This window comes from Bacillus sp. FF-1, assembly GCF_028548245.1.
Classification (GTDB): domain Bacteria; phylum Bacillota; class Bacilli; order Bacillales; family Bacillaceae_G; genus Bacillus_A; species Bacillus_A paranthracis.
Genome location: NZ_JAQQGG010000001.1, coordinates 268,928 through 282,921, shown reverse-complemented (window position 1 = coordinate 282,921; position 13,994 = coordinate 268,928). Strand labels below are relative to the sequence as shown.

The 13,994-nt window shown below is 33.3% G+C and carries 14 protein-coding genes and 1 riboswitch; of the genes, 3 read left to right on the top strand and 11 right to left on the bottom strand.

All coding sequences use genetic code 11. From position 1 onward, the window contains the following. Positions 1-8 precede the first annotated feature (8 nt). Genes queE through queC form a run of 3 tightly spaced genes read right to left on the bottom strand, consistent with a single transcriptional unit; the run spans position 9 to position 1,871 of the window. Positions 9-725: a 7-carboxy-7-deazaguanine synthase QueE gene (gene queE, locus PQF83_RS01495; protein ID WP_000036282.1), complete on the bottom strand. Its 717-nt coding sequence runs from the start codon at positions 723-725 to the stop codon at positions 9-11. Beyond that, entirely contained in the window at positions 718-1,209 is a 492-nt protein-coding gene (gene queD, locus PQF83_RS01490) for a 6-carboxytetrahydropterin synthase QueD (RefSeq protein WP_000368413.1), read from the bottom strand. The genes queE and queD overlap by 8 nt, the downstream gene beginning before the upstream one ends. Continuing rightward, entirely contained in the window at positions 1,209-1,871 is a 663-nt protein-coding gene (gene queC / locus PQF83_RS01485) for a 7-cyano-7-deazaguanine synthase QueC (RefSeq protein WP_000711607.1), read from the bottom strand. Before queC ends, queD begins: the two co-directional genes overlap by 1 nt. Before the next feature lie 93 nt (positions 1,872-1,964). Then, positions 1,965-2,008: riboswitch (PreQ1 riboswitch) on the bottom strand. Between the two features lie 207 nt (positions 2,009-2,215). Between queC and kinB the strand changes: the two genes are divergently transcribed. Further along, a complete protein-coding gene (kinB, locus tag PQF83_RS01480) occupies positions 2,216-3,424 on the top strand; it encodes a sporulation sensor histidine kinase KinB (RefSeq protein ID WP_001993722.1) in 1,209 nt (402 codons plus the stop codon). 11 nt (positions 3,425-3,435) lie between these two features. Here kinB and PQF83_RS01475 read toward each other — a convergent pair whose 3' ends face one another. The 4 genes from PQF83_RS01475 to PQF83_RS01460 all read right to left on the bottom strand — a co-directional run bounded on the left by PQF83_RS01475 (position 3,436) and on the right by PQF83_RS01460 (position 6,626). After that, on the bottom strand, positions 3,436-3,552 hold the full coding sequence (locus PQF83_RS01475; protein ID WP_000066280.1) for a DUF6254 family protein: 117 nt from the start codon (positions 3,550-3,552) through the stop codon (positions 3,436-3,438). A 99-nt stretch (positions 3,553-3,651) separates the two neighbouring features. Then, a complete protein-coding gene (locus tag PQF83_RS01470) occupies positions 3,652-4,185 on the bottom strand; it encodes a DinB family protein (protein ID WP_000941973.1) in 534 nt (177 codons plus the stop codon). Positions 4,186-4,323: 138 nt separating this feature from the next. Continuing rightward, a complete protein-coding gene (locus PQF83_RS01465) occupies positions 4,324-6,018 on the bottom strand; it encodes a M3 family oligoendopeptidase (protein WP_000008562.1) in 1,695 nt (564 codons plus the stop codon). 161 nt (positions 6,019-6,179) lie between these two features. Continuing rightward, entirely contained in the window at positions 6,180-6,626 is a 447-nt protein-coding gene (locus PQF83_RS01460; protein WP_000203341.1) for a MarR family winged helix-turn-helix transcriptional regulator, read from the bottom strand. 190 nt (positions 6,627-6,816) lie between these two features. Here PQF83_RS01460 and PQF83_RS01455 point away from each other — a divergent pair, with 190 nt between their 5' ends. Beyond that, complete coding sequence (locus PQF83_RS01455; RefSeq protein WP_000669144.1) at positions 6,817-8,313, top strand: DUF3149 domain-containing protein; 1,497 nt, start codon at positions 6,817-6,819, stop codon at positions 8,311-8,313. Between the two features lie 29 nt (positions 8,314-8,342). Here PQF83_RS01455 and PQF83_RS01450 read toward each other — a convergent pair whose 3' ends face one another. After that, on the bottom strand, positions 8,343-8,624 hold the full coding sequence (locus PQF83_RS01450) for an aspartyl-phosphate phosphatase Spo0E family protein (protein ID WP_000493391.1): 282 nt from the start codon (positions 8,622-8,624) through the stop codon (positions 8,343-8,345). A gap of 336 nt (positions 8,625-8,960) precedes the next feature. Here PQF83_RS01450 and PQF83_RS01445 point away from each other — a divergent pair, with 336 nt between their 5' ends. After that, positions 8,961-9,731 (top strand): divergent polysaccharide deacetylase family protein, encoded by a 771-nt coding sequence (locus PQF83_RS01445; RefSeq protein WP_001234121.1) that lies wholly within the window; start codon positions 8,961-8,963, stop codon positions 9,729-9,731. Positions 9,732-9,798: 67 nt separating this feature from the next. Here the strand turns inward: PQF83_RS01445 and cbpA are convergent, their stop codons facing one another. The 3 genes from cbpA to PQF83_RS01430 all read right to left on the bottom strand — a co-directional run bounded on the left by cbpA (position 9,799) and on the right by PQF83_RS01430 (position 13,744). Then, positions 9,799-10,422: a cyclic di-AMP binding protein CbpA gene (gene cbpA, locus PQF83_RS01440; protein ID WP_001264219.1), complete on the bottom strand. Its 624-nt coding sequence runs from the start codon at positions 10,420-10,422 to the stop codon at positions 9,799-9,801. Positions 10,423-10,547: 125 nt separating this feature from the next. Then, positions 10,548-11,177 (bottom strand): class II aldolase/adducin family protein, encoded by a 630-nt coding sequence (locus tag PQF83_RS01435; protein ID WP_000895995.1) that lies wholly within the window; start codon positions 11,175-11,177, stop codon positions 10,548-10,550. Between the two features lie 248 nt (positions 11,178-11,425). Next, positions 11,426-13,744, bottom strand: coding sequence for an NEAT domain-containing leucine-rich repeat protein (locus PQF83_RS01430; protein WP_074604387.1), 2,319 nt, complete (start codon positions 13,742-13,744; stop codon positions 11,426-11,428). Positions 13,745-13,994 lie beyond the last annotated feature (250 nt).

Sequence of the window (13,994 nt, the reverse complement as noted above, 5' to 3'; positions counted from 1 at the left end):
CCTTCTCATTATACTCCGCGTTTATTTCCCCATACTAACGCATGAAGCTGCGGCAATACTTTTGCATTATTCATTTCTTTGCAGTTAACCGCTTTTTCAATAAGCCACTCATACTTATCTAATAGCTTTTTAATCAACATCGCATCATCCACAGTTTTTGTATCATCATTTCCTACTTGTAAGAAAAATGGTACATCTGGATAACGTTCGTGCATCTTAACTGCATACTCAAAATCATAATCGTCAAATACTACTACCTTTAAGCTAATATCTTTTCCTGCTAGCTTCTGAATTACATCATCTAACTTCTGAAAATCAGTATTCATCGTCGAGCTTGGCGGCTTCGGAGAAATCGTTATTTCATCAATTTCAAGTAACCAATCTTGCCATTTGCTCCCTTGCGTTTCGATTGCCGTTCGGATTCCATTCTCTTTTAATATAGAAAGAAGAAACTCAATATTTTTCAACAATACCGGATTTCCACCTGAAATCGTAACATGAGAAAAATTTTCGCCGCCAATTTCTACAAGCTCATTCCAAACGTCTTCTGCTGTCATCTGTCTAATTTGATCTTTAGCAGATCCATCCCACGTAAAAGCAGAATCACACCAAGCGCAGCTATAATCACAGCCAGCTGTACGGATAAACATCGTCTTTTGTCCTACAACCATTCCTTCACCTTGAATAGTCGGACCAAATATTTCTAAGACAGGGATTTTACTCATCGAGCATCCACTCCCGTCTTACTTCTGCATAACTAGTCGGAGTCTCAAATAGACGAACAAATTCAACACGAGCTCCTTTATATTCATTCACACGATTATCTTTTGTTAACGCTTCTGCCATCTTTTCATAAATCCAAACGACCATATTTTCAGCAGTTGTATTCATCGCTGGTAACGTTTCGTTTAAATAACGATGATCTAAATAAATTTCTATTTCATTCTTCCAAATTTCTTTTATATCTCCAAAGTCAATTGCAAGACCGATTTCATTTACATATCCACTAATCCCAAATACAACTTTATATGTGTGACCATGTAAGTTTTTACATTTCCCTTCATAACAGTGTAAATGGTGTGCTGCATCAAATGTAAATTCCTTGCTGACCATTACTCGTTTATTATGATATTTGAGCTGTTTACGCTGAATATCCTTGTCCATTTTTTGCAAATTTTCTACGATACGAAATCCAAAGAAATTATCCATTAGTTACTCGCTCCTTCGCGTTCTTGTAGGTACGTATCTAATCCTGCTTTACGAAGTTGACATGCTGGACATTCACCGCAACCATCACCAATGATTCCGTTATAACATGTTAATGTTTTTTCTCGAACAAACTCGAATGCTCCAAGTTCATCTGATAATTTCCATGTTTCCGCTTTATCAATCCACATAAGTGGTGTATGAATCACAAACGGATAATCCATGGATAAATTTAAAGTAACGTTTAACGATTTCACAAACACGTCACGGCAATCTGGATAACCACTAAAATCAGTTTCACATACACCCGTTACAATATGACGTGCTCCAACTTGTTTTGCTAATACAGCAGCAAATGATAAGAATAGTAAATTTCGTCCATCTACAAACGTCGATGGTAATTCCCCTTCTTCATGTGTAATCTCCATATCCGTTCTCGTTAACGCATTTGGAGCAAGTTGATTTAATAGACTCATATCTAGTACTGTATGTTTAATTCCTAGCTCTTTTGCAATTTCCGCTGCACAATCAATTTCTAACTTATGACGTTGATTGTAATTAAACGTTACAGCCTCTACTTCTGCAAACTGCTCCATTGCCCAAAATAAACATGTCGTACTATCTTGTCCTCCACTAAAAACAACAACTGCCTTTTCTTTTTTCATTTCACTCATTCTCCTTCTCTACTACGAATAAGAAGAAAGAACGTTCTTGAACTGTCACAATAAAAAAACAAAACAATACCTAAAGATATTGTTGTTTCCATAGTTTTTTATAGAGGGAGTTCGCGAACCTCTCCCGTGCATTGCACGGAATTCCTTCTTTCATTGACAAAGCTTATTGTAACATATTGTATACTACCAGAAAAAATTTCTGATTTTTCCGCTATTTCTCATTTCATTTCTTTCATTTTATAGTATGATTAATTTACTATAAGAAGAGAGGAGGCATCCCACTGAAATCCTTTATTATTTATCTCTTTCTAAATATATTATTCATCCTTGTTACAATGCTCGTATACCATTTATTTTGGAATCAAAAAGGGAAACGCTCTCCTAAATTAAATTCAGCTATATTTATTGTATTATGCTGCCTCGTTACTATACTATGTATCACTTTCGCAGCAAAAACAAATTATGGATTTCAATTTGATATGCGTCATATCGTATTAGTTGTCGGTACATTAACCGGAGGTCCTATTGCTGGTGGATCAATATTAGTTGTATTAAATATATATCGCTTCTTATTAGGAGGAATAGGTGTTTTCCCATCGCTTATCGGTTCTATCCTTCTATTTATTGTTCTACTATTTACATATAAATTTTTCAATCGAACTTCTAATCGTATAAAAATAATACTCGCTATTATATACAGTCTCACATACGGATTGAGTTGGATACCTTTCTTCCTTTCAAAGGTTACAAATAAGACTGATTATATACCACATATTATTGTGTATGAGTTATGTACGATACTTGGTACGATTCTTATTTTATATTTACTACACATATTACAAACTCAAGTTCGTCTCCAAAACGAACTTATGAATGCTGAAAAATTTCATTTAATTGGCGAAATGGCAGCGTCCATCTCTCATGAGATTCGCAATCCGTTAACTTCAACAAAAGGATTTTTACAACTTTTGCAGTCAGGTACATGCACTGAGCAAGAGCGAAAATTATATATTGACATAGCCATCAACGGAATCGAACAAGCAAATCACGTTCTTACAGATTATTTAACCTTTGCAAAACCAAGTATTGAAAAAGAACAAACATTACAGTTAGAAGAAGAACTACTGCATGCATTATCGTTAATTACACCGCTTGCTAATTTAACAAATGTGCGTACACATTATATAAAGCAAAGTACTTCTTTTTTTATCGCGGGAGAAAAACAAAAACTAAATCAATGTTTGTTAAATATTTTAAAAAACTGCATTGAGGCCATGCCAAAAGGCGGTGATCTTTATTTCACATTAGTTCCTGATCATAAGCATATTCAATTATATATAAAAGATACAGGAGTTGGTATGGATCAAGAACAAGTAAAACGTCTTGGATCCCCTTTCTATTCAACAAAAGAAAAAGGTACTGGTCTTGGAATGATGGTCGTATTCAGTGTTGTGCAAGCTATGAACGGAAAAATTGATATTATAAGTGAAAAAGGTACAGGTACAACTTTCTTATTAACTTTTCCACTCATACAAAAAACGTGATGAAATACTCATCACGTTTTTTCTGTTCCTTCAACTAATTCAGCAAAAGCTTTCACTTTTCCATGTGGTTTTTGATTTTCTTTACGTGCTTTCCAAGCGCGCTCTTCTTCTTTCTTTTTATTGGACATACTTTTCAACTCCTTCTTTTCTTTCTCTCTGTAGTATTCCAAAATAAGAAGAAAAACTATGCACATATGAAAAAGAAGTGGTCTCCCACTTCTTCCTTATTATCGCTGTAAAATTGCGTGTTTCGCTTCTTTTAACTGCGTAAGATGTCTTTGTTCATGCAAATCAAGAAATTGAACCCACTGATATAAATTCAGATCATTAAAAACAGGATGCTTTAACCCATTTTCAAATAGGTCTTTTTCATCTATAACGCTATGAAGCGCATGTAATAGTTCTTGTCGTGAATGTTCTAGTAATTGGATTCCTTGCTGTTTTTTCATTAGCGTTTCTGTTGGTTTCATTTGCTGAGGAGCTTCTCGTTTATGTGTGCGATCCAGCGTAAGTTGGAGGTCTTTAAATGGAGTCGTGTTTCTTTCATTTTTTTGTAAGGCATATACAAGGGCAGACGTGACAGATTGTTCAACTAAATGCAAGTGATGCAAAATTTGAATAATACTCCATTTATCACGACGTGGCTTTACATTCACTTCTGTATCATTTAACATTTCAATTTCTGACAATAGCGTGCTTCGGGTAGACTGTAATGAGTTCACTAAACTTTCTAAACTCACATCCATATTAGATTGAAGCATACTTCTTTCCCCCCTTTTGTTGGTGAAAAGAGGCGCTCCTTATTAGAAACACCTCTTTAGTATTCTGAATTTTCTTTTATTATCTCATCATTTTCTCATTATGTCGATGTTAAACATGTGAAAAAAAGCGCATGTTTTTTACAATTTTGTGTCGTCAATTGCTTGTAGCCATGCTTCGATTTCTGTAATAACACTTTTCACACAGCCTTCAGCAAATGGCGATGTTAAATTGGCAACTTCTACTAATTCCAAGAATGATTTACTTCCACCTTGTTGGCACAGATTCACATAATCTTCCCACGCCTCTTGTCTATTATCTCTTGCACGTTTCCAAAATTGCAGTGCACAAATTTGCGCTAACGTGTAGTCAATATAGTAGAACGGCGAGCTATAAATATGTCCTTGACGTTGCCAGAATCCACCGCGCTCTAAATAATCATTATCTTCATAATCACGATGCGGTAAATACTTTTTCTCTATATTACGCCATGCTGTCTTACGATCTTCTGGTGATGCTTCAGGGTTTTCATATACATAATGTTGATATTCATCAACAGATACACCATACGGTAAAAACAGAAGTGCTGAACTTAAGTGAGAGAAGTAATATTTATCTGCATCTTCTTCAAAGAATAACTTCATCCATGGCCATGTGAAGAATTCCATACTCATAGAGTGAATTTCACACGCTTCATATGTTGGCCAATTATATTCTGGAATTTCAAATTTACGACTTTCGTATACTTGGAAAGCATGACCTGCTTCATGTGTTAATACGTCAATATCACCAGACGTTCCGTTAAAATTCGAGAAGATAAACGGCGCTTTATAATTCTCAATATATGTACAATATCCACCGCCAGCTTTTCCTTTTTTCGCAACTAAATCTAATAAATCATTATCTAACATGAAATTGAAAAATTCATCTGTTTCAGCCGATAACTCTTTATACATCGTTTTTCCATGATTAACAATCCAATCCGCATCTCCTTTTGGAGTTGGGTTACCTGTAGGGAATTCAAAGTTTTCGTCGTAATATGCTAACTTCTCTACACCGATACGTGCTTGTTGACGTTTTCTTAATTCCGTTGTAACGGGAACGATATAATCTAGCACTTGCTGACGATAATTTGCTACCATTTCCGCATTATAATCTGTACGGTACATTCTTGCATATCCAAGTTCAACAAAGTTTTTGAAACCTAAAGATTTGGCGATTTTCGTTCTCACTTTAACAAGCTCGTCATAAATACGATCTAACTCTTCTTCATTCTCAGCTAAAAATCCGTAATACGCCTCACTTGCTGCTTTACGTTCACTTCTCTCTTTCCCTTGCATAAATGGAATAAGCTGTGATAAAGTTCTTTCTTCTCCTGCAAAATCAATTTTTGCAGATGCTAATAATTGTGTATATTGTGAAGACAATTTATTCTCTAATTGTAAATCCTTCACGACTTCATCAGAATATGTTTTTAAATCACACTCCGCAAGAGCAAATAATTGCTTCCCATAATACGCTTCTAATTCTTCACGGAATGGAGAATGAATTAACGCATTATAATACTTTGTACCATATCCTTGTACAACTGGAGAGAATTCATCAAAGAAATCTTGCTCTTTCTTATAAAAAGCATCTGTTGTATCAACAGAATGACGAATGTAACAAAGATTCCCCATTGTACCAAAATCGTTACGAATTTCGTTAATTGAATGAATGACTTGTTTTTGTTCCTCTACAGTTTTTGCGTTATCAAACCTCTCTAAAGCAGCTGTAAACTTCTCTTTTAATTCTTCAATATTTGGCCTTTTATATTCATAGTCTTTAAATGACATGAACGAGCCTCCTCTCCATTAAATGCATCCTTTACTATAATTCAATACTTACTTCCAAATCTCCTCTTATTCTTCAACAAAATACGGCATATACTGCCATCATTACATGTAAACAAAAAAGCTTTGGATTTCTTTATCCAAAGCTCCTTTGGAACATATTATTACTTTTCATACTTTCCAATCTTTTTTAATAGATCCAGTAATTCGTCCTTTTCCTCTTTCGTTAACATTTCAAAAGACTGATGAATAACTTGCTCATGCCCTGGAAAAATAGAAGAAATAAAGTTCTCTCCAGATTCAGTTAATTGTGCATAAATAACACGTCGGTCATTCGGGCATGGAATTCTCTTTACTAGTCCCTTTTTCTCTAACTTATCTACAACATATGTAATGCTGCCACTAGCTATTAAAATACGCTCACCAATTTGCTGAAGTGGTTGACCGCCTTTATGATATAGCAGTTCTAATACAGCAAACTCAGTTGGATTTAAACCGTTACTTTGTATAGACTTATTTGTCGTATCCATAACAGAACGATGTACACGAGATAATGCAATAAATACTTTTAAAGATTGAGAAATATCTTCTCGTTCATTATTTGATGTCATACAACTTTCAACCCTTCATTTAAATTCTCAGTAATAAAAAGAACAAAATAGTACTTCATATAAATTCCGAATGAGTATTCACTCATTCATTATCTCTCCCCAAATATATTATGAATGATTCTTGAATAAAAACATGACAATTTTAACATAGTTTATATATAATGATAATAAAAAAGAAGGAGTACCAAATTTGAAATTCAAATTCCACAGCATAGTTTTATATATATTGCTTGTTATCCTACCAACAACAGGGATTGGTGCTACATTTTATTCATATCATTCGTATAAAATGAAACAAGAAAATAAACAAGTTGCCCATACGGTTCTCTTTTTATATAGAGACTATTTAGATCACCACCTTGGCGAAGCAATTTCTGCCCTAGAAATGCTCGCAAAGGTCGTAGGAACCGAGACTGGAAATATTAATGGGATGAAAGAAATTGTACATGATACAGATGGAAACGATGCACGTTTTTCTGGTCTATATTACGCTACACCAGAAGGTATCATTACAATCGCATCGGAAGGTGACCAACCACCTGTTGATGTCTCAGATCGTAAATATATTCAAAACGCATTACAAACTAAGAAAACAACTGTATCATCCGTCATTACAGATCGTGTTCTTGGCCATCAAGCTATTATGATTGCTTCCCCCATTTTTAATAAACAGAAGGAGCTCTCAGGCTTATTGTTAGCAAGTTTACGCTTTGACTACATTTCATCATCTTTAAATGCCATTAAGCCACAATACCATTTTGAAGTAACTGATAAGTATGATGTAGTTTTTCTAACCGATGATAATAACGAAACAAGTGATGCACATACTAATATGCTTACTACTCCACTCCAAAGATTAGATTGGAAGGTCTCTGTTTCTCCGTTACCTATTCATCAAAAAACTTTAAACCAGTGGGTTGCCGTAGAATGTATAGCTACTTTATTTTTAATGTCAATTTTATTTTTACTCGCTCAATATATGTTGTTAAAACGACAAACAAAACTCGAAAGACAACAAAATGAACTACAAAAAATTGAATTAGTTGGAACTTTTGCAGCTAGTACCGCCCACGAAATCCGTAATCCACTTACCGGAATTAAAGGGCTCGTCGCTCTATTAAAAGAGAAATATAAAGATGAACAAGATCAGTTCTATTTTTCCATCATCGAACAAGAAATAGAACGAATTAATGAAATTGTAAGTGAATTTCTTATTCTGGGAAAGCCAACTGCAATCATTGAACAAACATATGATGTGAGAACCATTCTAAATGAGGTAGCATTAATTATTCAATCTGAGGCGAATCTACATAATATTGTATTCCATTTACATTTGCCAGACCGTCCTGTTCATATCCGATGCTCGAAAGACCATATGAAACAAGTGGTTTTAAACATTACAAAAAATGCAATTGAAGCTATGACTTTTGGCGATACACTAACTATTTTCGTAACAAACAATGAAACACACGCACAATTGCAAATTATAGATACTGGAAAAGGGATTCCAAAACATATTCAAAAACACCTCTTTCATCCGTTCTTTACTAATAAAGATACTGGAACAGGTCTTGGACTTGTCATATGTAAACGAATTATAGAGATGTACAACGGGCATATTTTTATTAACAGTATAGAAAACGAAGGAACGACAGTTCATATCGAAATTCCGTTACACATAGTATAATTATCCTTATCCCTAAAGGGTAATTATACTTATTTCATAAAACCAGCCACAAGCATTCGCCAAAAATTACTTGATTTCCCTTCATACCCAATTTGAAAAATAGGTACCTTTATAATTGATAACCATTTTGGTGTTTGTTTTTCTTTATAACACTGGTACTGTAAAATAAGCTTGTCCAATTCTTGACTAACTTGAATCGTCTCCGTACTATTTAACCCACTCGTTAAACCTAATTGAATCATCTCTTCACGTTTCATATGAATATCACGTGAAAGCTTTTCTAATGTGTACTTCCTTTTTGCAGTAAACATTCATATCCCCCTTATTATACTTCCATGCTCTCTACTTCACTTCTCCATTGAACTTTTAACTGCTTATCATATTTGAATTTGAAGAATCAGAAAATTAAACATTTTCTCCCTGTAATTTACAAATCTTTACCCTCACTTTGAGAATTATTACAAATTATTCTATCTTTGTAAATACATTCGCAATAATAGACAATTTTTTTATCTCCTTTTTTTACAAACACCAATTAAATAGCGGATTCCCTATTTTCCATATACTTTTCTTCGACATTTTTTGTTTAATTTATATAAAAACGCAAACCATAATGGTGATTGATAATATAGAAAGGAAATAGTTATATGCGCAAATATACGATTGCATTGCTTATTTTGACTATGTTTTTACCAGCCTTCTTGTTTCCTATTGAGGCTAAGGCCCATACAAATAAAGTAGCTATTGTCATTGATGACTTCGGCAATAATATGAAAGGAACTGATAAAATGTTATCACTTCCTATTCCACTAACTGTTGCTGTTATGCCTTTTCTTCCTTCCACAAAGGAAGATGCGATAGCGGCTCATAAGAAAGGACACGAAGTTATTATACATATGCCAATGGAACCGATTAAAGGTAAAAAAGAATGGCTTGGACCAAAAGCAATTACAACTGATTTAAGCGACGAAGAAATAAATAATCGACTCGAACAAGCGATTCAAGAAGTACCACATGCAATTGGGATGAATAATCATATGGGATCAAAGGTGACTGCAGACGAAAGAATTGTACGACTTATACTCGCAGCTTGTAAAAAACACGGTTTATTTTATTTAGATAGCAAAACAAATCCTAAGAGTGTCGTCCCAAAAATCGGGAAAGAATTAGGAGTACCAATTATTGAAAATCAATTATTTTTTGATGACGTGTACACAGCGGCACATATTTCAAAACAAGCCCAATTACTCATTAAAAAACTTCAAGAAAAACCGATTATGGTAGCTATCGGACATGTTGGGCCTCCAGGTGAAATTACATCACGTGTTATAGAAACCTCTATCCCTAAAATTCGTGAACATGCAGATTTTATTTTTTTATCCGATTTAGCATTATCTCCGCCTCCTGTTTCAAAATAAGATTCATGACTCAAACTAAAAAAGAGAGCAATCTGCATATAGCAAATTGCTCCCTTTCCTTTTCATCTTAAATATAATCTACATGACTCACCCTGAATCCTTTTTTCTCTATTTTTTCGATTAATTGCTTTAATCTTTTTTCATTTAACTCATCTGTTATATTGACAATAACGCGGCGAATATATTGATCGCCGTTATCTAGCGTAAATAGTCCACCGATATGAAATGCTTTCAACAATGTCCCAAGTTCTTTAATCGTTCCCTTACAATCTTGTGTTGCAATTGTTAATATATAACCACCCGTCCGCATACCAAATGAATCCTCAATAACATCAAATATATTGGAATGAGTTAAGATGCCAACAAATTCATTATAATCATTTAATACAGCTAAAAACGGCAAACGACGAATAACATAAAATGCTCTGAAAAAAGAGTCCTTTTCAAAAATAAATGCAGTGGAATCTTCCAGCATATGTTCCGTACTTAATTCCTCTAATCCACCATTACACTTCTTTTCTAAAAGATCCACTTTATAAATAATCCCCATGAATTTCTTTTCATCTTCTGCTAATACAGGGATTGCTCGAAATCCCGTTTCATTCATAATTTGCAGAGCCTTCTTACCTGAATCGTTCATTTTGCAAAATGTTACTTGCTGTTTTGGCAGAAAATGATATTTAACTCGCAAAATATGTTCCTCCTTACATGTCAACATGTAATCTATATATAATAAGGAGACCTATATTTTATGAGTAAAATTATTTTTAAAACGCTTTCATTTACTTATTGACTTGTAACGACATCACAAACATTTCATATAACAGAGCTCTTTGCACCTTTTATCATTAACAATTTTACATGGTAGTTCATTAAATATTCTATACCCTCCAACCATTTTTTCGCGTATTCTGGAGTTTTTCCCCACACAATCATGCCATAATTATGAACGAGAACTACTCCTCCACCTTCAATAAAATTCGGCACATTATTCTCTAATAAATCTGCGAATTTTTTCTCATCTTCTACAATGGGAATTGTCATTTCTGTTATACCTTCTTTTCCAAAAACACGTTCCACGCTACGTTTATCGAATGTTACTTCCCCTTTTTCTCCATACAACTCTGATATTAAATGACTATCTACAGTCTGTACTTGTAAAATACATTCTGCACTACTTTTTTTATAAATATCTGCATGCATAAATGATTCCGCAGCTGGTTTTTCTTCATTTTCAAATACTGGTTCACACATACAGTTTACAACAATAAAATCTTCTTCTGAAAATAACCCTTTATCTCTTCCTTCAACGTTTACTAAAAAAGTTAACGGCTCTTTTGACGTACAAAGTGATAAGCTAATTTTTGTACCATAAAACCAATCACGAAGTGCTAGTTCAGATTTCACATCTTTTAATTCATTCCATTTCTTTAGAAAAAATAACATTTCGTCACCCCCGGCGTAATATTCATATAATGTTCGAATCCTTTCTATGTAAAAGGAGTATTTTTTGATTATTCTAAAAATTTAATTGAATTATCACATGAGAACGCCTTTTTGTCAATATAGTTTCACGTCTCTTCTTTAAAAAGGGCTATTCATATGTCTATACTCATGTATCTTGACTATTTCATTTTATACATAAAAAATACGTTATTCTTTTTCAATCAAAGAATAACGTATTTTCTCATCTTTTATTTCGTCATTGCGTTATATAAGAACTGTGCATATTGTTCACGTGTTACAAAATCATCACCTAAAAAGTTTCCTTTTCCATCACCTTTTGATATGTTATTGTCCGCTAACGCTTTCACATATTCTTCTGCCCAATGACCAGTTGGTACATCATTAAAGTTCACTTTATTATTTTCATCTTCTTTTAGCTGAAATACTTTATATAATACTACAGACATTTCGTATCGAGTTAATACTCCATCTGGACGAAACTCCCCAGTACCATCTCCTTGCATAATTCCAGCTTGCGCAACTGTAGCAATATCTTGCTCAAACATATGTCCTTTCGTATCTGTAAATCTCTCTTTCTGCTCTACTTTATGTTCTAATTTCAAATACCTTTGTACTAAAGACGCAACTTGTCCACGAGTAATACGATCCCCAAATCCAAATTGTCCATTTCCATATCCCTTAAAAATATTTTCTTTCGCTAAATAATGAATTGCTTCCTCTGACCAATGTCCTTTTGGTACATCTTTAAATTCTACTACTCCTACTTTTTCATCTTCTTTAGAATTATTGTCTTCTTTAGAAGTGTTATCTTCTTTACTTTCTACCACATTTTGAATCACAGATCCTGTGAAGAAGATTCCTGTATCCGCAAATGGATCTTTTACACCAAATTCATATACTTTCTCACCCGGTGTACTCCACTTAACTGCATCATTACTATACGTACCACCTTCGCTCTTTAAACGAACTTTTGTAGAGATTTTACCATCTTTCTCGTATATAGGTACTTTTACTTCTTTATTTACTTCTGTTTCCTCTAAAAATACTTTTTGATTTTGAACATTGATATAGGCTGTTTTACTTAGTTCTATAACTGGTCGAACATCACGAATTTCATTTGCAACAAAACTTAAGAATACTAACTTTTTCAAATTGCTAGCTGGTGTTAAGTCTGAAATATAATTCGCTTCTAAATCAAGCTTTTGTAAGTTTACTAGACTTGATAATGGAGTAATATCCTTTAACTCATTGTTAGGTAAGTGTAATTGTTTTAACTGGGTCATCTTACTTAGAGGAGTAACATCTTTTATTTCATTTTTCCCGATCCACAATTCTTCTAATTGCTTCATTTGCTCAATACCGGATAAATCTTTTACTTTATTACGTGTTAATACTAAGTCTTTTAAAGGTAATGAATATAACGGTTTAATATCTTCAATTTGATTACCTGCTAAAGTTAAATATGTTACATTTTTCAACGCGCTTAATGGCGCAACATTCGTAATTTTATTATTTGCTAAATTCAAGTAATCTAGTTGTTCCATTTTCGCTAATGCTGTTACATCTTCTATTTGGTTACCTGATAAATATAAACTTTTTACATTTTTCATCTCAATTAGTGGTGCAACGTTCGTAATTTTATTATTACTTAAATCAAGAGAATCTAAATTATCCATCTTAACAAGTGTTGTTACATCTGAAAATTCATTACCACGTAAAGCTAAATGTTTCAATTGTTTTAAGCTCGTAAAGAATGATGGATCTTTTATCTTCGCATTCGCAACTGTTAAAGATTTTAAATTTGGCATATATTTTAATGCACTATAATCCAGTATCTCATTCGTATTTAAAAACAAGTCCTTTACTTGTAATAACTCTTCTTTCGTGATTGGTGTATTTAAATCTTTTCTATTAAATACCTTTTTATTAACAAGCTCTCTTAATTTATTATCTGTTATCATATTTTGATTATCAACTGGATGATCCGTCTCCATATTGCCTGAATTAGAGTTATCATCTCGTTTCTCTGTTTCTTTGTCACCTACAGTTGGATCTTTAATTTCAAATTGAACTTGATATTTGTGATCATATCCAATAGCCGGAATAAGTATATGCATTTGCATATTGTGCTTCTTCTCAAACTCGCCAATTTCAAATTGAACTACTTTCGTTCCATTCTTCCTCTTATCTTCTGACAAAACTTTCACATCATGAAATACGCCAGGTTGGTTTTTATCCTCTATTCTAAGGTATTGAAAATAATCGCTATCTTGCATTGTTACAGTTACAATTTTTTTCCCATCCGCAATCGTTACTTTAGGATTTTTTATATATTGAGAAACCATAGATGGCTCGTCTTTTTGATCCTTATATATTTTAATCTCAGTATCGTATGTACGTTCACTAGCTGCCGCTACCGATTGGTTTGCTTCAATTTTTATTGCTGCTAACGCTGGAGTAGAGTATGCAGCAAATGGAATTGCTAATGTTGTCGCTACTACTAGCGCCTTCATATAATTTTTTTTCAAAATAATATCCCCTATCATATATAATCTTTATAATTGATAAACATTATCAATTACTCATAAATAAATGATAATGAATATCATTATCGATGTCAACGAGAATATTACATTAAATTTATATTTTTAAAGGCAAAAAATAAAAAAGCCCTTTATTCAAAGAGCTTTTTTACCTATCGTATGAAGAATTTCATTTTTCTCCTTCTCATTGATGACACCAATTTTTTGCAAAATATTTGCATACAATACAAGTTTATTATATATCCGTTCTGAC